The organism is Microbulbifer echini (assembly GCF_041447225.1).
Taxonomy (GTDB): domain Bacteria; phylum Pseudomonadota; class Gammaproteobacteria; order Pseudomonadales; family Cellvibrionaceae; genus Microbulbifer; species Microbulbifer echini.
Genome location: NZ_JBGMEL010000027.1, coordinates 1 through 19,462, shown reverse-complemented (window position 1 = coordinate 19,462; position 19,462 = coordinate 1). Strand labels below are relative to the sequence as shown.

The window sequence follows — 19,462 nt, the reverse complement described above, 5'->3', positions numbered from 1 at the left end:
GTACCTTTGACGAATTTAGGGGGCCAAATAATTAGTGATAGTAATACTTTGAATATCAATTAAACCTGAGGAACCATCATAATCACGGAGATTATCATTCAGTTCCCCAAGTTGATCAGTAAACTCATTCGCCAGCGGGTAGTAGTCTCTTGATAAAACAGTTTCTTTATTTGGCCCAGAGAAAAGAATTGCTTCTACATTTGTTAAGACGTTACCGTTAACTAGATTATCATATGTGCTCTTAGTAAATTTTCCATGATAGCTCATAGTTAACTGTAAATATCCTTCTACATTCGTGAGTTCATACGAAAGGTCGCGCCCTCTAAGAGTGCAGCACCAGCCTATGATATCTCCATAGCTCCAAGTAAAGAAGTAATCAGTCTGATCGCAATTTTCAGAGCCGCTTGGACAATCCATATTGTAAGAGAGGGCAAAGTCCTGCCCCATAACATCACCAGTTCCATCGGTAGCCACCACAACTTTTACTCCGATATCGAGAGCGTCTGCTCGCGATACGTTCTGTGAAAATCGTACTGCAACTTCAAAAGAAGGAGGATCAATTGAAAGTAATTCGGAGGCGGTAAAGCTATCTATTTCAGCGGGCATCTCTACTGGATCAGAACTGTCTCCGCCGCCGCCACCGCTGCCACCGCTGCCACCGCTGCCACCGCTGCCACCGCTGCATGCGAGCAGAAGACCCGCAAAAGAAGCTAGAGAGATCAAATGTAGAATTTTTTTAAACATATATAACATCTAAGTTTAGGTTAATTTATTTTGGGTATCATTACTAACGCCCGCAACAGCCGTGAGCGTAGCGAGTCGGCTGCTTGCGTTTGTTAGCGCAACCGATCTAGCTCATTCTTTATTTGATTAATTTGTTTTGCAGAAAACACAGACTGACTAAATTTTATGCTGCTTTCACTGCCTATTATGCAAATAGTCATTGGCCACCACCCCTTAACTACATAATCCTTATACTCAGAGATAGGCATGTAGTCAGATCCTGACAAACTACGAAAAACTATTGCATCTTCAGTAACTGAAAATGAGTACTCCTCGACCTTAGACTTACCACTATTAAATACTGCGAGCCAAACTGTTACCCCAATTGGTATGATGAAAAGTCCTGTCACGTAGAATTTTATATAATTTTGAGGAATATCCTTTCCAAAAAATACCATTGCAATCGATACCAAGCAGATACCAATTAGAGAGAGGACTAAGTTATCTAATCTATAGATAAGCCCTTGGACACGAGTTTGTACAACTTTCATACTCATCGCTCTTATGACGCTAACGCTTGCCGCACAGGCGAGCAACTTGTTGCGAGTCCAGCGCACGAAGTGCGCGATTGTGCCGGCACTTGTTAGGAGTCACACTCGAAACCGTGCTCAGTTCTATATTGCTCTACAACTGATTTGTCCATTGTTTGAAATAATGCACAAACTGTATAACTACCCACTTGCTTTCCATTCAGAACATAACCCCAGTCTGTAATTTGGCTTTCCCTAAATGCGTAGACTTTTCCATAGCTCATTGAAGCTATAATATTCGGCTCGTTTACCAAAACACCAGCAAAGCCACCTTCAATCACTTTGAAAGGTGAAAACCATAGGTGTTCAACGCCATTCTCATCAGAAACCATTACCTTTAATTTAAAGTCACTTGCTTCTTCAGGCGGTTGATCTGCTACCTTGAAAAAATCGTTTAACGTTGCTCGAGCCTTATCAATAGCTGTATTCATAGCCTTGTCTTGTTCACTGATGAATACGACTTGGTCGTCTATCTTTTCATTAGCATTCACCAAAGCAGGTATAAGCAGTAATACGTAGAACAATATTCGAATCATATCTCCTCCTAACGCTAAGGTCATGTGCAGACGCCGCAACGCGGTGGCTGTCACATGCACCTTCTTGTTATGCGGATTTTCTTAGAACCGAACAACACTGTTCGCCCAAAAAGTAATTGAGCCATGACTGGCCTCAAAATCCCCAACATATACATTGATCCCGTCAAGCTGATGTGAAGTAACGTCTTCAATGAACATACCTCCCGTTGCATACGGAAATCCTTTTTCAATCTCCAAGTCTTGTGGAGATTTGAACCGAAGCCTTACTAAATCTCCATCTCTTTCTAAGTGGAGATCGATATATGACTCTTTAACGTTATCTGAATCGACTTTATATGAAAAATAAACGATATCGTATAGATGCGGCGCATCGATGATATTGTGATAAATCCTATCCATATTCTCTTCACTTACGCATAACGTCTCAATAACCGGCCGCGTTGTGGCGAAGCCACGCTTTTAGCGGCCCGGCGCCGTAGGCGCGAAGTTGATTGATTTGTTATGTGATTCACGGGTTGTATACCTTACTTGCTTGCCAGTCGAGAACCGACAGCCCCATTTTTAGAGCCAAGTTGCCAACTACGGGCAAGGCTTCTTCAACTTTTGAATATGAAAATCCTATCACAGGCGCTTTGACCGTGAAGTTATTGATGAGAGGGCCATCACACCAAACACCATTATCAATTTCATCGTCAGGTAGACTGCAAAGACAAGGAAATGCCTTTGTTACCTCATCATGGAACTCTTTGTAAATGCTCGCGATTTCAGGCACATCCATATCTGTCATCGAATTCACAAGTGCAACTGCTTCTTCAAAATTTTCTGGTAGCTTAAAATTTACTACCGCGATGTTGTAACTCACTTAAATTCCTCGTTCACATAAACGCTTAAAGCACCTGCATCAAAACCATAGCGAAGCGACGGTTTTGATGTCGGGTGCTTTACTTGTTAAAGATGGGTTCAATCCAAACCTCCTGAGCCAGAAAAGTCGTTGCTAGAATCTAATTCTAATCCGGAAGAATCGCTATTACTCATGGAGATCACAACAGATCCAATTTCTTTCCTAGCCTCGATTGAGGTAAGGCTTATGTTAGATTCTGTACAATATTTATCAAACTGCTTTTTCTCTGACCACATGTATATTGCGTACATTTCATACTTAGATAATTTGGGGTAGTGGCTTTGAACACTATTAGTTACCTCAGAGGCCAAATACTTCCTCTTGTTACCCCAATCATCTGACAATTTACGCCTCAAATCCCTTTTGAAGATCTGTATGGCCTTGCGCTTACTTGTAAATTTTAAGAGCCACACTATTGAGTACCTTTAACGCCTCAATAACCCGCAGCTGGAACGCAGCGAAGCGCAGTGTAAGCTGTCGGGCGCCGAAGGCGCGTAGTTAATTGATTTGTTAGTTGCTTAACTTCCAAGTGCCGCATAGGAGACCCAAGCTAGAACTATAACTAAGCACCCGAAAGCAAACCAGTGATAGTTTTTGGCTGCCTGTAGATCAACGACAACCATTGGGACGTATAAAAATTTGAGAACACCGCTAGCTATAACAACCAACACTGAGGCAAAGACTGGCCACCAAGTTTCAGCGAGGAGAGACCATAGCAAGACTGCGGGAACACCAAAGCTTATCAGCAAGCTCTCGAGTGCTGTACCAGCATAGTGCTGCTTAGAGTAACCACCGCAGCTGGGACAGATGGCGGGGTGCAACGCACTGGAATTGAACTTACCCCAATTCGAAATCACCTTTTCATTACAGTGTGGGCATTTATGTTTCATCATCTTCATTAAGAGTAACTAACGTTGCGAGCAGCGGCCGCGTGAGCGGTCCGCCTGCCTTGCCTTGTTATGCCCTTTTGTCTAAAACTACACTCCCGCCCTTACTACAGAGCCAAGAGCCACTGGGCAACCTTAGCCCCCACTCTGGATCGCCTACATCGCTGGTAAACGATACAACATATTTTTGAGACGCTAGGGCAATGCTTATTTCTGGCAGATTGCCCATAAACTCAAGATTCACTAACTGGTCGCCGACCAAGCCATGGATTTCTTTCTCAATTTCATCATGACTACGGTAGCTACCACAAAGTATTTGATTAGAATTCTCGATCCGCCATTCACAATCAAGCATGAGAGAAAATTCACCAATCGGGTTGTTTTTACCTGTATTGTGATCAAGCTTCCCAAATTCTAGAAAAATCGCTGATCCATGACCTCGCCAGGCATAAGATAGCTCCAGGCCAGCCAACTGATCTTTGATTGTTTCAAACTCTTCGTTCATCGCATGACTTCAATATTCGTAAGGCATAACGTTGCCAGCAAGGGCAGCCGAAGCGAAGCGTAGGCTGTCCAGCCCAGTCTCCGGCTGGGCGATCTTGCCTGGCCTGGTTATGCGTGACCTCGCACTGTGAATAAAACTATTTCTTTCTAGGGCCGCCTGCAAAGTAGCCAGCCAAAATTAGTATGACGGCAATACCAAGCGTGTACCACTTGCTAACACTAGGGCTATCTGAGGGAACAACCTTGTAATAGCCATTTTCCGGTGTAGATTGCACCCAATTCAGCGGAACAAAATCCACTAACTCAGGAATTCCTGTAGCTATTGCTATCAGTGTGTAAACAAAGATCGAAATCCCTAAGTAAAAAATTATCTTAGCCATTCTCAACCGGCCGCATAACAGTGTATTCAAAAGCAGCTGCAATATATCACCCACTACTATATCCACAGACTCCTTTCGGCAACGATTTAAAGAAAACCCTGTAGGAACATCAGGTTACCGGCCGTTGGTACCAGCGTACATAAGTGGATATATTGCAGCCGCATCATATCCCGGCATTTTCGCTGCTATATATCCTTTTGAAAACCCCTTAAAAGTCAAAAGGTTAGTAAATTTTTCCCTGTGGATATATGAAGGGGCTTTTGATCCCTGATAGCCAAAGCAAGCTAGGTGGCTTGATTATCCCAGTAAACCCCGCTCAATGCTGCCAACATCTGCCCAACAACCCCCGCTAAATCCGTGCCCGTATCCCCCGTAATCTGCGGCAAAGTCTCCGGGCGGTTGGCCACCTGCCAGCCGCTACTGGTGTTGATATACAGCAGGCTGTCGGCCTGATTGAGCACGACCTTGGCGGGAAAGAATTGCCAGTAGCCGGGGTCCGCCACATAGCGGGCGAGCTGGCCGTCTTGGTTTACCCAGTCGCCGCTGCCGGTAGCAACGATATAGCGGCTGCCGTCGGTGGGCGTTTCTGGGGGATCGTTTTGGATACCTTGCACTTCGATCTGTAGCAGTGCGTCGATAGTGTCCAGGGCTTGGTTGAGGCCGGCAGCGGGGTCTAGGGTGCCCTCTTGTGCGTAGGGAATGCCGTTGTTCGGTGTGTTGCTCATGGTCTTTATTTCCTGCTTATACGCTGATCTGTGCCGCCGGGCCTGGGCCGGTGATGCTGTTTAGCTGACTGACGGTGATCGTCGCGGTGCCTGGATCTGCGAGGGTTAAAGTGGTTGCGCTGGTGTCGGTGCTCTGCCCGTTGACGGTTACCCGGTAGCCGGCAAAAAACTGGCTTTGATCGTAGGCGGCGCGGCCGCCGAGGCGCCCTACTCCGTGCCATTGGATTACCAGCTGGCCACCGTTGCGGTGCGCGCTGAGATTGGCCGGGGCGGGTTCGGCGTGGCTGGCGCCGCTGAAGAGTCCGCTGGTTGTGGTTTCTTTGCCGCTGCCGATACTGGTGGCGCGGAAGGTCAGGGTCTGGCCGAGGTTGTAGCGCTCGGTGGGAATGTAATTGAGCGTGTTGCGCTCGAGTAATACAAAGCGCGTGCCGGCTGGGTGGTTTGTCGGATTGGTGCCGAGACGCCCGCGCAGCAAGTAGCCGATTTCCCACACGCCGGGGCTGATTTCTTCGGCCTCGCCAAAGCTGACGATTTCATGGCCGATCAGCGCCCTATTCTGGCGGTTGAGCAGATCCGCGAGAGTGCGGTTTTCCAGGGCGTCGTTAGTGTCATACAGGCGCAGTTGCACGCGGTTGTGGGTATCGGGGATTTCCCGTTTGTGGCTGTTGAGGCTGGTGGTGAGCTCGCCCATCACGGCCTCGATATCGGTGCTGTCCGACTCGATAAAGTTCTGCCCCCCATCGAGGGACAGCGCCACTGTAGCGCCGGCCCAGGCGCTGTTGCTGCCGGCGATGGCGACGTAGTAACCCAGCTGGCTGTCGTCACCGCTGGCCAGTATGGGCGCGTCGATAAATTGAATATAGGTAGCGCCCGGCACCAGTGGCACCGGGGCCGGTGGGGCCATGGGGGCTACGCCGAAGGCCTGGGATTGATAGGCGCTCTTGCGGTCGTGGATCAGTTTGTACTTCTGTTCCCCGCTATCGAGGGAGACTTCATCGATGCGGCAGCGGTCCCCATGGAACAACACCACATCGCCGGGGGTGAGTTTTAGGTAACTGTCCGGCAGGGTAATTTCAAAGTCCCCGCGCTGCTCTTCGATCATCACCTTGTGCATAATCACGGCGATCTGCGCGGCCTGATCGGTTTCTAAAACTAATGGGGTCTCGATATTTTTCTCGCCCTCGCCACGGGTATCGATACTGCGGTCACTGGTCTGCTTACAGGTATCGATACCGCCGTCCGCGTCGTAATAGTTGAGATTGAGCACCCGCACAATCTCTTCTGGGGAACGGCGGGTTTTCTCGTCGTCGCTATCGCTGATGAGATCGTTTTCGTCGATGGTCATTACCGGCTCGGCGCCGCGCGGGGTAAACACCAGGGAATCGCCGCGATTGACTGGATCAAAAAAGAACACCTTGGCCAGTTCCTGAATATGTTCGAACGCGGGGGCGTCGTTGCTGATCTGCATCCCCGAGACATACCCCTCCAGCAGGGTGGTATCGAATTTGCCAAACGGCAGGCCGGCGCGCTCGCAGATTTCCGCGACCACGGCATAGAGGGGATAAGGCATAGGGGTTTATTCGAAGGTTTTATTTAGGGGGCTAGTCAGGGCTTTTGAGCAAAAACTGTAAACGGAAATTGCGGCTCATGCCTATTTTCACCAGGCCGGGGCTGCTCACATTACTGGCCAGCAGATACTCGGTGCCGTAGCGGTCGCGCTGGCGGCGGTGATAGAGATTGCCGTTTTTTAAATAGGCGAAAATTACATCGCTAATATGCTGCTGCAGGGGGCGCTTATCGTCCAAGGATACCCGTGGAGTAATAAAGCCCGCAAAAGTGGTGGTTACCTGGGCGTTTTGGCTGGAGTCATACCAATACAATTTGGCCGTACCGGCTTCCACATAGGCAATCACCGGGCGCATATTCTGGTCAAAGGCCAGGCTCACCTCGGTGATATTGGCCCCGCTAATCACCGTGCTGGCTCTCACCTGCTGGGCATCCAGCACTATGGCTTTGCCGTCGTTTAATATCCGCGCGCGCCAGGTTTGGAAATTTAAGCCTTTGCTGGGATCTTGAATCGCCACACCGCCGCGCTCGTAGTCGGTAATATTTCGAACCGGTAGAGCCGCGCCGCCAATAAAGGGGCTGGCTACCGGCTGGCTCGATAAGGTGTTTTCAGGCAGTGCCATCTCAACCCCGCGCCCAGCTGTGGGTTAATACAAAGCTCAAAACGTTCGAGGTATCTTTCGGGATGGCACTGCCATCGCTGGTATTGGAAAATTGCAGCTGCCAACATGACCAGCCCATATAGACCCGAATAGAACGCACTCCACCTAAATTGCCATCATTCAAGCCCCACATCTGCTGCACTGAGGCCTGTAAGCTATTACTGGTGTAGGGTACTGCTGCGCCCGCACCATCATCTGCATTGCCGCTGGGCAGTCCGGTTACAGCGCCAAGACTGCCATCGTAGGCCCAGGGCTTGCTCACACTGGTATTGCTCCTACCCAGCGACCAGCCATCTGTATTTGTACTTGCGAGATTCCCCGGCCGGGCAATGTATTGGTAATCCTTGCCGCCAATTGCGACCACCCCTGTCACATCAGATGTTTCGGGGTAAATACGCAATTCATAGGTCACATCCAGATATTCGTCATTGAGCACTGTAAGGCTAGTGGGATTGCCATCTGCATCGCGAATGAGTGCCCGTGAAAACAGACTCCCCGAAGGATCGCTTTCCCAGCCGACACCCACTTCTGAAAGATTGCCCGCAGCGGCGCCCACAGCAAAGCGCACGGTTTTTTTTAGGTAGACGTAGTAAGGCGCTACCTCGATTTGAGTGCCCTCTGAATCCGATTGAATACTGGAGGATGCGCCTACCAAACTATTCATATTCGTATCGGTGAATGCGGGTGTGGCACTGCCGCTGCCTACATAGAAATTCCGGACAATATCGTCGGCGGACATTGTGCCGAGCTTATTTAAACCAATATCTGTGATCAGGTTTTCAAAGCTCAGCGAAGTGGAGCGACCACTGGAGTCGGTTTTTTTTAAGGTATAGAAGCCACGCGGGGCGTTACTGCTTAAATGAATCACGATAGGTCTCCTGATATTCCAGCAAAACTGGACTTTATGGTCTCGAGTTCCGCGTTTTCATAACGCAACAGGGCTTTGCGTAACTCCCCGGAAATGCCAGTAAAAGTTGAACTGAGGGACTCCGGCGAATAATGGTCATAAGCGAGCAGCAAAGTGCGCAGCTCCCCAGAGATACCCGATAAAGACGAAAGGAAAGACTCAGGGGAATAATCGGCGTAACTGCGCAGGGTTGAACGCAAATCCCCGCTAATTCCTGTTAACTGACTCTTCAACCGGTCCCCCGCAAAGCCGTGCGGCGCCGGGCGCGCCTCGACAAACTCGGCACCGAGTGTTTCTATGGTTTCCAGCGGGTAGGGGTTGCTGGTGAGCACAAAACCCTCGCTGCGCTCCACCTCAAACGCATACTGCGGAATGGCGCCGCCGGTGCTGGTGAGGTTTTCGTTATCGATGACCAGATAACAGGTGCCGCGATGGGCGGGTACATTGTGAATACCAAAGGCGGCCTGCAGTACGGCGCTGGGCATCTGATCAAAGCCACCGAGAAAAAACTCGGCCAATTCCATAAACGCCTGGTTATTGTCGATCTGGGTGGGGTCTGTACTGTCGCGGTCGTAGACCAATTCATTGTTGCGCCAGACTTTGCAGATACCGGTAATCGGCCCCTCGCAAATGCGTATTGCATAAGTGCGATAGACCTCTTCGTTCACGACTTCAGTTTTACCGCCGCCCTTACCGCTTTTTTGCTTTTGTTTTTTCTTAACAATTTTTGGCGGGGTGGTGGCGATAATATTGCCCACCACCGGCTTTACCCGGCCAAAAATAATTTGGCGCGGCACACCCGCCTTGCTGGTCTGCAGTTTGATCTTGTCGAACTTGCGCCCCTGAATGGTGGTCTTGCCGAAAATCAGGTTGCCCATGGCGAGTACACCTCCACCAGCAAGCGGCGCCAGCGCGCATCCAATACATGCTCGCGGCAATCCTGATCGGCGTGGGCATGGATCAAACTAAAATCACCTGGGGCGCCGAGAGAGTAATCCCCGAGAAAACCCACATGGCTGGGATCGCTGCGCTGCGGGGATTTAAAAACGGCAATATCCCCCGGCTGCCAGAATTCTTCCGCAATCGGTTCACCGAAACGCGCGCGCATCTTGCGGCGCACGCCGTCTTTCCAGGGTTCGCGGCCGTAGTGTTTTTCATCTTCGATATTCAGGCCGGCGGCGCGCAGGCTGAGCACGATTAAGCCCACGCAATCCACCGCCCAGGCGGTGCGGCCCCGGTGCCGCCAGTGCACGCGCTTAGCCACCAGACCCCGCGCAAAGGCCAGTGTGTCGATTCTTTGTTGTTGCATAGTTCTTTAGTGGCGCTGCTGGCTAAAATGAAAAGAGGATCCACCACCGGTGCTACCGGGCACGCCGGCGCCGGGGGTATCGCTGGCCTGGCCGATTGGGATTAAGTTTTCGCCCTTAAAATCCAACCAATTGCCGTGGTATTTACAGGTGGAAAACTGCTTGTCACAGTCTTCGCGTATTTCCAGCGCATCGCCCGGTTGCACGGCGAAGGGCAGCGGTTCGATTTGAGTAATCTGCCCGGTTGCGGTATCCACGGCCTCCACCTGATAGAGGCGCGCGGAGACGTTATCGCCACTCACCCAGCGCACTCGCCAGCGCTTGGCCGCGGTGGGCAGGCTGGCAATATTGCTGACCTTATAGGTGACTTTGGGCTCGTCACCATCCACGGCGGTCACGGTGGCGGGCTGCCATAGGGATTCCGCATTCACACCGCAACCGGTCTGGGAATTGGCCGGGGTGCCGAATATGGCCCTACAAGTGACGGAATCCACATGGCCGATGGACTGCCGCAGGCGCATGGCGTAGCTGAGCAATTCCGGGATAAATACCGTATTCTTTACCGTGCGCACCTCACCAATATCGCCACCATCCAATAACAGTGCACCCATGGAGAGATCGCGGTAATTGACTAAAACCATGGCCCACTCCGCCCCGTCCAATTCGCCCCGCTCGGCCATCTCGACGGTGATGCCGGGCACGTCGGTGCTATACAGCGAATAGCCCTCGGCGTTGTCCACATCGAAACTGGTATCGCTGGCAATAATGCTGGAATCGAAACCGTTCTGGGCGTAATAAATCAGCCCTTCGAATTCAATATCGCGGTCCAGCGTAGTGGCACCGAACTGGCGGCCATCGGCCAAGGTGATTTTTAATAAGCGGCACAGCGTGGTGACGCCGCTGTCCAAATGGGCTTGCAGTGCTGGGGGAATCTGTCTCACAGGCGAATCTCCAGCAGTTCCACATTGCCATTGAGTACCGGCAGTTGCTGGTGGCGGTTGTCGATACTGAAGCCGATCTCATCGTCTTCAAACCTGACGGGCACATCGAACTCGCCGCTCCAGGTAATTTCTGCCCCGTTATCGGCGCTGAGCTGCACCTGGCCGGTGGTGTAATCGATACTGGCGGCCACCGGATTGCCATCGACAAAAATGGTTACCCGGCCGATCACTGGTTTTACAATTTTGCGTTGATAGGAAAAGGCGCCGAACACATATTGTTTTTCTAGCTGATAAGTTGTGCTTTCACCGGTGCCAAAACCAATCACCTCTTGCTCTGCTTCAAAATCGCTGGCGTCTTTAAAACGAAAACCAATCAGGGCCCCCATACAGGCGTGATGGGCAGCAACCACGATGTGATGGTCGGCAGAATCCAGGTTTTTAAACAGCACCGAGTAACGGCCCAGGGGGCGCTCCCACTCGGCATTGCGGCGCTCTACCCCGCTGCGCAATGCTTTAATAGCGGTTTTATAGCGGTGGCCGTATTCGGAGCCGTAGGCCACTTTTTCCAGCAGGCGACTTTCATTAAACATTAAGAGCCCAGCCTCCTGCGGTTAATCCGTTGTTTGCGTTCGCTTTCGCGGGCGAGCTGTGAGGCGGTGCGATTATTCACCCGGCCATCGACGCGAATATTCTGCGTCATGGAAACCGGGCGGCTGTAATCCCCACCGCCGCCACCGCTGTGCCTATCCGCCTGAATCATGGCCAGGGTGCGGTCCAGTTTTGCGCTGGTTTCCGAGGTGGTCACCCGCTCGCCTTTTTGCAGCAGCCAGGTGCCGTCTTCCGGCACCGCGTCGATACCGTCGTGAGCCATACCGGTAATTTTTGCCGCAGCCAGACCGCCGGTAACATACACCGCACCCGCCGCTGCCGCGCCCAGCACCGGGCCCACATAGGGAATCGAGGCCATGGCGTTATAGGCCCCCATGGCCGCGTCCTGGGTATTGGCGATTACGCTCTGCAGGGCGTTGCGTTTTTTCTCATCCAGCAGAGTGCCGCCGATGGCGAGGGCTGCGCGCATATAGGCCGCCTCTTCGCCTTCCATGCCTTGGTAATACTGCCCCGCCACATCCATCAGGGTGGCGTACCCCTCCAGCTGCTGCTGGCGGCGCTGGTCTTCATTGGCCTGGGTGATTTCGGTCAGGCGCTCTTCGTACTGCTGCCGCAGGGATAATTCCTCTTCATCCCAGGTGGCATTGAGGTCGGCGCGCTCGCTGCGGAATTGCGCCAGCATATCGAGCTGGGTGGAATACCAGTCCTCCAGCTCGGTGCGCGCGGTTTCGATATCCTCACCACTGTCGAGGCCGCCCAGGGTTGGTCCGTCTTCGGTGGCGGCGTCGGCGATACGGCCGAGGGTTTCCTGGCGCTGCTCGTCGGTCAGGCCGGCCATGGCATCGACAATGGCCAGGCGCTCGCGCATCTGATCGGTGAGCACTTCTTCGTCGGTGCGCAGATCTTTTAAAAGACCGGCATAGGCTTCCTGATTGCGCTGCAGGGCCTCGGCTTCTTCTTTCGCGGTTTTAAATTCGGTGCCCAGTTCTTCGATGACTTCGTGAAAGGCGATCCAGTGATCCACCGGCGGAAGTAACTCGCCCTCCGGGTTCGCATCAGTAATCAGGCTGGCATTTTCAGTCAGCCCGGCGGGGGCTGGTGTTGAGTTACCGGCAATTTTTGAGCGCGGTTTGTAATAGGTATCGATCGCCGATTCCAGCCGCGCCAGCTCTGTCTTTAATTCTTTATCGTTCCAATATTCCACCACGCCCTTAGGGCCGAAGAAGCGCAGGCGCTCGCCAAAGTCATTATTGTCGAGCACATCGCGAATACGCTGGGCATCCCGTTCCAATCGCACAATATCGTCGGCATGGATGCCCACAGTAATGGCCGCAAACTCCTCGGCCAGATACTGGACGGTGTTCACCGTCTCAGTGATCACTTTGGAAACTGCGGTAAACCCTTTAATCAAACCATTGGTAAGCGCAGCGGCCGCTTTCTTGGTGGCCGGATCTTGCAGCAGTTCGGTCAGCTCCTGCAGCGCCGCCTTACCCTCATTGAGCCCGCCCTCGGATTCGAGCAGATCGCCAAAGGCGTTCTGTGCCTGCTTTAAAGCTCCACCAAACGTATCGGCTGCGGCCTCGGCAGCGCCGCCAAATTGTTTTTCCAGCTCTTCCAGGATCAGCCCTTGCGCCTCGGCCGTGCGACCGGATTCCACCAGGGCTTCGATGGTACTTTTTTGCGCATCGGTAAATTGGATGCCGGTGCGGCTGAGGGCAGAAATACCCTTTATCGGATCATTCAGCGCTTTGCCCAGCTGAACTGCCGAGGAACGCAGATCCGTGCCCATGGCCACGGACATATCCAGAATCGCCGGGGTGGCTCGTTTAAATACCTCGCCTTGGATATTGGTAAAGGTCAGCAGCAGCGCTTCCATTTCGATGACCGCTTCATCACCGAAGGTGGTGAGTTGCTGCATGCTGCCGGCCAGGTTTTGCAGTTCTTCCGAGGAAAGCCCCGCGGCACCCTCGGTGGACTTCAACCGCGCTTCCAGCTGCCGCAGGGCATTTTCCTGGCGTATGGTCGCATCGATAATCGCTTTACTACCGATCGCACCACCAATCGCGGCAAAGGCGGCCCCAATAGCCCGCGCGGCCGTCTTGCTGCTTTTTTTGATATCGCGCATACGCTTATCGGTATGACGCGCGGCTTTATCCAGCCCCTTCTCAAAGCCGCCAGTTTTAGCGACCAGATCAACGCTTAATGTGCCCAGGCTTTTTTTAGACATAGCTATCCACTGGCCCCTAGTGCCAGCTCTTCATCGCCTGTTGCAGCGACAGCTCTGGCTCTTCCTCATGGGGCATAAAGTCGGTGATTTTTACGGGACTGCCTTTACCTTTGTGGGTATTGGCGTAGAGGGTGGCGAGTAGCGCCGAGGATCTTTCGATACGCATTCCCGGATGCAGGGAACCGCGTTTTTTACGGTAGAGCGCCCAGCGCTGGACCTCCTCATAGCTGAGCCGCTGCTGAGCCTCGGCGATGGTGCAGCCGCCGATGCCATTCAGCACCAGCTCGTGCCAGAGTTCGTCTAGCTCACTGAGCTGGGCGTCTTTCCCAAATTATTGACCGCCCCGATTTCCAGCAGCAGCGCTTGAGTCAGGTTTGCATTGAGCGGGCCGCGCTCCGGGTCTGCCTCGCCGGTGATATCCTTCGGCGTAAAGACCGGTTTGCCCTCCGCATCGACAATACAGGCCGCAATGCGCCCGGCAATCACATCGCCCTCGCCACGCAGTGCCGCCACATCACTGACGGCGCTGTAGTAAGACAGGCGGCGCACATAAACCGTCGCGGTTAATTCCTGTTCGCCCTGCTTCCAGGTGATAGCGCGCTCCACCGGGGGGCCAGAAAAGGCGCCCTGCTCTTGTAGGGATTCAATGGATAATTCCATGATTGCATAACCTTAAGTGGAAGCTTTAACAGTCCAGGCCGAACCGCCGCTGCGCTGGATCGACATTTCACCAGTGACCAGACTGTTCTGCTGGAAATCAAAGGGGAAGTCGGCTACATAGCCCTCGAAGGTGAACCAAGTGCGGCTATCCGGCAGCACAAAGTCTTTATCGGTGACCGTAGGTGGCTCGGTGCCATCACTCCAGCCCACCGCCCATTTCATATTGTCCACCGTGTCATCCTGTGACAGCGCATGTAGGCGTTTATGGACTGCATTTCTCGGATCAATTTTAAGACCCACCGACGCCTGCCCCGGTGTACGCAGGCCCCGTTTGAACTTTTTATCCAAGTCTTCCAGGGAAGTATCATCCAGCTGATCCGCCGGGTTACCGCCGGGGTTAAAAGAATTCACCCCAGTCACTTTCTGTACAGTGTCATCTGCCGGATCAATAAAATAAATATTGGTGCCCTGAGCCAATTGAGACATAGGGATTCTCCCGTTGCTTTAGTAGAAATTAATACCGACGCTGAGAGGCGTCATTCAGTGGAATATTGGGCGGTATAGGTCAGGCGCACCTCGCCCAGCGGGTGATCCTGATCCAGGGCGAAATCGGTTTGCGAGAGCGCAAAAATTTCACAGGCACCGCCCAGGGTTCGATCCTGCAGGACGCTCTCAACCTCCTCAGTGGCCTGATCCAGCCGTTCATAGATATCCCCCCGGCTGTGCACCACCACCGACACGACAAGATCCAGTCGTCGAGTGGTGCCTGAGAATTCTTGTTCTGTTTGTTCCGTGGCAAAGCCCACAAGGATGGCCGGCAGCTTTTCCCGCTCGATGCCTTCCGTGGTGCCCGCTGAGGGGAAGTTGTAGCCGGGCAGGATTTTCAACTTATTTAGTACAGCATCGCGGATAGTGATGCGTTGGGTCATTGGGAAGTGCTCCAGGAATTTTGAGCATAAAAAAACCCGCGGGTGCGGGTTTGAGTAACTTTTGTGGTTTTTACCAGCCGTCTTTTTGATGGCTATCTACAATTCAAGTATTCATATAAAACAAAATAAATAATACTTATGGATCTCATCCTTAACACCCAAAACAGCGAAGTCATCGATGTCCGCTGCCTTTTTTGTTATTTTATAGAACCTTGAATTAGCTCAAAAATTGACTCGCCTCGCGTGATCCGATTACTTCTGTCGTTACTGGCTTGAAGTGCAGAATTGTAGTATTCCTTCGCCTTCGTATCATTAACAAGCCCCCCGTCTGCGACACGGTCTACACGGTCGTAGAAAGAGTCTAAGCATTCCCTCAAAATACTAACATTCAAAGAAAGATCATTCTTTACAAGAGCCCTATGAATTTCAACAAACAAGGTATAGAAATCTGCTTTCTTAAAGACCCTGGAGGTACTTTCAAAGTTTAGGCGTTCTATAAAATTGAGCACCATAGAGACCTCTTTGCTTATCCGTTCTTTTTCCGGAAACTCTTCATTGAACTTTTCTAGATATAATTCAAGCTCCTTATCTCGATTGAAATAGGTGGTCATGATTGTGATTGTCAGGCCTAGGCAGTATTTAACATCATTCATCCGTTTAATATCGCCAGATGTAAATACCCGATTGTTCTCAAAAAACTTATCCTTAGAGACCTCTTCAGCAAACTGCTTAAATTCCCCACCAAACCGAGAATTATGTAATTCCATCGCATTTAACCCGTAACTCGTCGAGTTAATCCTCTTAAAAACTTCTTTGATATGTTCAATCGGCATATTACCCATATCTCTGACCACAACCTTATATTCAAGAAAGGCTATCTGTTTCTCTTCATCAAGATCAGAGTAGGCTGGCAAATTGTTACTTAATTTGATGTCTGGCGAACCTTTAAAATATTGGTATAACGTCGATATACGTTGCTGGCCATCAACAAGAACCTCTGAGCCTTCACCCGTTTTAGGATCAACTCTACCAGCGGCTATGTATATCTCTGGAAAAGGATATCCCTCCAAAACTGTTTTGATAAATTCAATTTTATCCTTATTAGTCCAGACCAATCGTCTTTGGAAGTCCGGTTGTGGAACAAGAGTTTTGTTGCCAATTGCAGTTAGGAGCACTCGAAGGCGCCGATTTGAAGCTGAAGTATCCATTAAAACGCCTCCTGAATGCACTGCTCAATGCAAATTGTTTGGTATTCTTGTAAGAAAAAATGAGAATGGTACAAACCACCACGAACCTTATATGGACCGAATCGGTTACTACTGGTTAAATCATTGAAAAAATTCCACCACTCAGCTGTAAAAGTAAAATAGCTACTGGTTGGTAGTTTGTCAGGACGTATCCAGCCTTCAGAAATATACTTGAAGAATCTATTTGATGACGGCCAGTCAGCTCCACTCTTCTTAAACAAGTAAGCCTCTTCCCAAATTTTCTCAAAGAGTTTCGTTGATACGATTGCAATATCGATGTCAGAGTCATCGTTAAATGCTCGAAACCTTCGACTAGGCTTTATACTAAACCCTAGCTTGCCAGACCCAACCAAAATCACATCGTTATACTCTATTTGAAAATTCTCACAGATAGTTTCACGAATTTCAAAAATTTGGTGATTATCAAGGAGGTGACAATCTCCTCCGAGAACGTACTTCCTGTAGATTTGGAGGCTGTTTAAGCTTGTAAGGTCAGCCTTGAATTCCTCTATCATTCAATGTTTTCCATTCCAACAGCCCGAGAGCCAACAGTTAATTCAAATGGAGCCTCTTTAAACCACCCTACTTTATATGTCTAAACTCTACTTCCTTCGAAGGTGAAAAAATCATGGGGAATCAATGAGCCACCCACACTTGGTAAAAAGGTACCAAAATAGACGTAATGCAGGGCCCCTATGTCTCAGTATTTTCGTTGCTTTTTATCATTATGAGAACCCTTTAGTATCAATTAGTAACTTAGTTTTACCTAGAAAAAGGAGAATCTGCTGTAATCTTTGTTAACAAAATGCACAGCTGTACATTGTTTAGGCAGCAGAATAATTCCTTGAGTGGCCCAAAAACGACGATCTGTCAGTTTTCGCTACCCATCCACCAGCACCCGCCAAACCACCCCATCATCCGCCAGCCGCTTGCGCACCTGATACGCCACACCACCTAGCGTAATCACCGCCTCAGAACTGTAAGCCCCTACCTCACTCACCAGCAGACTCAACTCGATACGCGGCACCCGCACGCGCTCATCCTCATCGAAGTCATCGATCTCCTGCTCAATGATCACCTTGCAATCGATAGGCTCACCGCTACCATCGTCATAGGTAGCGGGCTTGCCCCATTTACGGAACGCGCGCTCTGCGGCTCTCTGGTCCAGGTCCATGGATCACCTAGGTCTTCACGGTGCCCGGTACGCCGGTAAACTTCACGGCGAGGCTGGCAGAACCTGCACCGGCGGCCTCTGCGGCAAAGGCGGTGGGGCCGGTGATATCGCCTGTTGCGGCTGTTGCGGCGCTCTCATCAAAGCCCGCCACGGGGATATCCAAAGTTAGGGATTCGCCCTGGCCAATCACCTCGCAGGATACCTTGGGTACGCTGAACACGCTTTTCTATTGCGATAACCCCGGATGCGCTGATGGCGACCACCTGGCAGGCGATCAACTTGTTACAAGCCCAGTGCGCGAAGCCTAGAATTTTGTTTGGCTTTGTAATGTATTTATAAAAAACTTGGACATGGCAAATTTAGTTTAGCCTAGATTATATTACACTCGCCAGTTGAATACGCCATATTCGCTTTAATGCCTGAACCACTTAAAACCAGCTTTTCTGGATTGAACGGCAAATCAATTATTATACTTTCATTTAGAAAACTGAATTCCAGCTTATTCTCATCAATAAAAGTATACTTAAAACTGTAGACATTCCCTTTCCCAAGATTACCTCTTGAAAGCGGTAGGGATTTATTTTCATAACCATCAATAACAACATCCGACATCAATTTTAATTTTTGGTCGACTCCAGCCGCCAGATACAACCGCAACCAATTATTTTTTTCTTTATCGTAAAAAATCCATGTTACCTGCGACTCTCATTCTGGCCCCAAATACACGTCAACAACTTTCACATCAAAGCAAATATCAACATTGGACCTCCAATAATCTACTGCCAGAGATCCATAATAACCATTATCTACATCAAATAAAATTGATGCAGATGGATTAGGATAAATACCAGATTTCGAAGAAGCACACCCGGACATTAAAACAATAAATAAGGATAATTGGACACTTGCACTACAGCCTATAATTTTCATGACTCTCAAACAACTACTTCCTGTGCGGGGATGAATTACGCATTAAGCACTTAAAGCAAAACCAAAATAACCCGAAGGCATTGATGTTGATGGCCTTTACTTGCATGACTTTTCTTGTTTAGGAACGCCAATGTAGTACAAAACAGCTAGATAATTAAAAATAGGAATGAAGCCTGCAATGAAAGCAATGATTGTATTTCTATATTTACTCTTTGCCAAAAGGAAACATAAAGCACCCAATGACATACTTTGTACGAATACACCAAACCAAAGCGGATGGATCTCACCTGCACGCATCATTTCAAAAATATTCATAGAAGCCACTTTCCCATAATAAACAACTAACAATAAACCCAAAATAAGCTTTTTCATTTCACTCTATATTTCTCTAAGCCCCACTTCTTTTGAAAATGGAGCAAAGCTGGACTAATTATTCAGACACCTGCGATTGGTACAAATGTAAAAAAATAGATATAAAACAGCTTATTAATATTTCAGCATTTTCACTGATTAATACCCCTTTGGGAAGAGGGTACACCCTACCCATCCACCTGCACCCGCCAAACCACCCCATCATCCACCAGCCGCTTGCGTACCCTATACTCCACGCCACCAAGGGTAATCACCGCCCCTGAGCTGTAAACCCCAACCTCACTCACCAGCAGACTCAACTCAATACGCGGCACCCGCACGCGCTCATCTTCCTCGAACTCGTCAACCTCCTGATCTTTTATCACACGACAATCAATAGGCTCGCCGCCGCTACCATCATCATAGGTAGCGGGCTTGCTCCATTTGCGAAACGCGCGCTCTGCGGCTCTCTGGTCCAGGTCCATGGATCACCTAGGCCTTCACGGTGCCCGGTACGCCGGTAAACTTGACCGCTAGGCTGGCAGTACCTGCACCGGCGGCCTCTGCAGCAAAGGCCGTAGCGCCGGTGATATCACCGGTGGCGGCGGTCGCGGCGTTACTATCGAATGCGCTGGAGGCGGTTACCCAGGTGAGGCTTTCGCCCTGATTGATCTCTGCGGCGGATACCTTGGGCACAGTGAATACG

At 50.4% G+C, this 19,462-nt stretch carries 27 protein-coding genes and 1 pseudogene; all 28 read right to left on the bottom strand.

Annotated elements, in window-relative coordinates; translation table 11 throughout:
• Positions 1 to 15: 15 nt before the first annotated feature.
• Positions 16 to 744 carry a hypothetical protein gene (locus ACCI51_RS18235; protein ID WP_371844866.1) on the bottom strand — a complete coding sequence of 243 codons (729 nt, stop codon included), beginning with the start codon at positions 742 to 744 and terminating at the stop codon, positions 16 to 18.
• A 92-nt stretch (positions 745 to 836) separates the two neighbouring features.
• Positions 837 to 1,274, bottom strand: a complete 438-nt coding sequence (locus ACCI51_RS18230; protein ID WP_371844864.1) for a hypothetical protein — start codon at positions 1,272 to 1,274, stop codon at positions 837 to 839.
• Positions 1,275 to 1,366: 92 nt separating this feature from the next.
• Positions 1,367 to 1,849: a YegJ family protein gene (locus tag ACCI51_RS18225; RefSeq protein ID WP_371844862.1), complete on the bottom strand. Its 483-nt coding sequence runs from the start codon at positions 1,847 to 1,849 to the stop codon at positions 1,367 to 1,369.
• An 81-nt stretch (positions 1,850 to 1,930) separates the two neighbouring features.
• On the bottom strand, positions 1,931 to 2,248 hold the full coding sequence (locus ACCI51_RS18220) for a hypothetical protein (protein WP_371844861.1): 318 nt from the start codon (positions 2,246 to 2,248) through the stop codon (positions 1,931 to 1,933).
• 109 nt (positions 2,249 to 2,357) lie between these two features.
• Positions 2,358 to 2,711, bottom strand: a complete 354-nt coding sequence (locus tag ACCI51_RS18215) for a hypothetical protein (RefSeq protein WP_371844860.1) — start codon at positions 2,709 to 2,711, stop codon at positions 2,358 to 2,360.
• A gap of 996 nt (positions 2,712 to 3,707) precedes the next feature.
• Positions 3,708 to 4,142: a hypothetical protein gene (locus ACCI51_RS18210; protein ID WP_371844858.1), complete on the bottom strand. Its 435-nt coding sequence runs from the start codon at positions 4,140 to 4,142 to the stop codon at positions 3,708 to 3,710.
• A 136-nt stretch (positions 4,143 to 4,278) separates the two neighbouring features.
• Positions 4,279 to 4,587, bottom strand: a complete 309-nt coding sequence (locus tag ACCI51_RS18205) for a hypothetical protein (RefSeq protein ID WP_371844857.1) — start codon at positions 4,585 to 4,587, stop codon at positions 4,279 to 4,281.
• A 218-nt stretch (positions 4,588 to 4,805) separates the two neighbouring features.
• Complete coding sequence (locus tag ACCI51_RS18200; RefSeq protein WP_371844855.1) at positions 4,806 to 5,246, bottom strand: DUF2793 domain-containing protein; 441 nt, start codon at positions 5,244 to 5,246, stop codon at positions 4,806 to 4,808.
• Between the two features lie 16 nt (positions 5,247 to 5,262).
• Positions 5,263 to 6,816 (bottom strand): phage tail protein, encoded by a 1,554-nt coding sequence (locus ACCI51_RS18195; RefSeq protein WP_371844853.1) that lies wholly within the window; start codon positions 6,814 to 6,816, stop codon positions 5,263 to 5,265.
• 31 nt (positions 6,817 to 6,847) lie between these two features.
• Positions 6,848 to 7,435 (bottom strand): hypothetical protein, encoded by a 588-nt coding sequence (locus ACCI51_RS18190; RefSeq protein ID WP_371844852.1) that lies wholly within the window; start codon positions 7,433 to 7,435, stop codon positions 6,848 to 6,850.
• A 1-nt stretch (position 7,436) separates the two neighbouring features.
• On the bottom strand, positions 7,437 to 8,342 hold the full coding sequence (locus ACCI51_RS18185; protein WP_371844851.1) for a hypothetical protein: 906 nt from the start codon (positions 8,340 to 8,342) through the stop codon (positions 7,437 to 7,439).
• On the bottom strand, positions 8,339 to 9,259 hold the full coding sequence (locus ACCI51_RS18180) for a hypothetical protein (protein ID WP_371844849.1): 921 nt from the start codon (positions 9,257 to 9,259) through the stop codon (positions 8,339 to 8,341). Before ACCI51_RS18180 ends, ACCI51_RS18185 begins: the two co-directional genes overlap by 4 nt.
• Positions 9,247 to 9,690 (bottom strand): NlpC/P60 family protein, encoded by a 444-nt coding sequence (locus ACCI51_RS18175; RefSeq protein WP_371844847.1) that lies wholly within the window; start codon positions 9,688 to 9,690, stop codon positions 9,247 to 9,249. The genes ACCI51_RS18180 and ACCI51_RS18175 overlap by 13 nt, the downstream gene beginning before the upstream one ends.
• Before the next feature lie 6 nt (positions 9,691 to 9,696).
• On the bottom strand, positions 9,697 to 10,629 hold the full coding sequence (locus ACCI51_RS18170; protein WP_371844845.1) for a DUF2163 domain-containing protein: 933 nt from the start codon (positions 10,627 to 10,629) through the stop codon (positions 9,697 to 9,699).
• A complete protein-coding gene (locus ACCI51_RS18165; protein ID WP_371844843.1) occupies positions 10,626 to 11,219 on the bottom strand; it encodes a DUF2460 domain-containing protein in 594 nt (197 codons plus the stop codon). The genes ACCI51_RS18170 and ACCI51_RS18165 overlap by 4 nt, the downstream gene beginning before the upstream one ends.
• The gene (locus ACCI51_RS18160; RefSeq protein WP_371844841.1) at positions 11,219 to 13,465 is read right to left on the bottom strand and encodes a phage tail length tape measure family protein; all 2,247 of its coding nucleotides are present in this window, start codon (positions 13,463 to 13,465) and stop codon (positions 11,219 to 11,221) included. Before ACCI51_RS18160 ends, ACCI51_RS18165 begins: the two co-directional genes overlap by 1 nt.
• Before the next feature lie 16 nt (positions 13,466 to 13,481).
• Positions 13,482 to 13,745, bottom strand: a complete 264-nt coding sequence (locus tag ACCI51_RS18155) for a phage tail assembly protein T (protein ID WP_299589429.1) — start codon at positions 13,743 to 13,745, stop codon at positions 13,482 to 13,484.
• A gap of 20 nt (positions 13,746 to 13,765) precedes the next feature.
• On the bottom strand, positions 13,766 to 14,125 hold the full coding sequence (locus ACCI51_RS18150; protein ID WP_371844839.1) for a phage tail assembly chaperone family protein, TAC: 360 nt from the start codon (positions 14,123 to 14,125) through the stop codon (positions 13,766 to 13,768).
• 12 nt (positions 14,126 to 14,137) lie between these two features.
• Positions 14,138 to 14,611 carry a phage tail tube protein gene (locus tag ACCI51_RS18145; RefSeq protein ID WP_371844838.1) on the bottom strand — a complete coding sequence of 158 codons (474 nt, stop codon included), beginning with the start codon at positions 14,609 to 14,611 and terminating at the stop codon, positions 14,138 to 14,140.
• A 50-nt stretch (positions 14,612 to 14,661) separates the two neighbouring features.
• Positions 14,662 to 15,054: a hypothetical protein gene (locus ACCI51_RS18140; RefSeq protein ID WP_371844836.1), complete on the bottom strand. Its 393-nt coding sequence runs from the start codon at positions 15,052 to 15,054 to the stop codon at positions 14,662 to 14,664.
• Between the two features lie 197 nt (positions 15,055 to 15,251).
• Positions 15,252 to 16,262 (bottom strand): DUF262 domain-containing protein, encoded by a 1,011-nt coding sequence (locus tag ACCI51_RS18135; RefSeq protein WP_371844835.1) that lies wholly within the window; start codon positions 16,260 to 16,262, stop codon positions 15,252 to 15,254.
• Positions 16,262 to 16,816: a hypothetical protein gene (locus ACCI51_RS18130; protein ID WP_371844833.1), complete on the bottom strand. Its 555-nt coding sequence runs from the start codon at positions 16,814 to 16,816 to the stop codon at positions 16,262 to 16,264. Before ACCI51_RS18130 ends, ACCI51_RS18135 begins: the two co-directional genes overlap by 1 nt.
• Before the next feature lie 365 nt (positions 16,817 to 17,181).
• On the bottom strand, positions 17,182 to 17,475 hold the full coding sequence (locus ACCI51_RS18125) for a head-tail joining protein (RefSeq protein ID WP_371844832.1): 294 nt from the start codon (positions 17,473 to 17,475) through the stop codon (positions 17,182 to 17,184).
• A gap of 7 nt (positions 17,476 to 17,482) precedes the next feature.
• A complete protein-coding gene (locus tag ACCI51_RS18120) occupies positions 17,483 to 17,695 on the bottom strand; it encodes a hypothetical protein (protein ID WP_371844830.1) in 213 nt (70 codons plus the stop codon).
• Between the two features lie 149 nt (positions 17,696 to 17,844).
• Positions 17,845 to 18,132 carry a hypothetical protein gene (locus ACCI51_RS18115; RefSeq protein WP_371844829.1) on the bottom strand — a complete coding sequence of 96 codons (288 nt, stop codon included), beginning with the start codon at positions 18,130 to 18,132 and terminating at the stop codon, positions 17,845 to 17,847.
• A 369-nt stretch (positions 18,133 to 18,501) separates the two neighbouring features.
• The gene (locus ACCI51_RS18110) at positions 18,502 to 18,777 is read right to left on the bottom strand and encodes a hypothetical protein (protein ID WP_371844828.1); all 276 of its coding nucleotides are present in this window, start codon (positions 18,775 to 18,777) and stop codon (positions 18,502 to 18,504) included.
• A 167-nt stretch (positions 18,778 to 18,944) separates the two neighbouring features.
• Positions 18,945 to 19,241 (bottom strand): head-tail joining protein, encoded by a 297-nt coding sequence (locus ACCI51_RS18105; protein ID WP_371844827.1) that lies wholly within the window; start codon positions 19,239 to 19,241, stop codon positions 18,945 to 18,947.
• A 7-nt stretch (positions 19,242 to 19,248) separates the two neighbouring features.
• A pseudogene (locus tag ACCI51_RS18100) lies at positions 19,249 to 19,462 on the bottom strand (recombinase RecA); the annotation flags it as partial.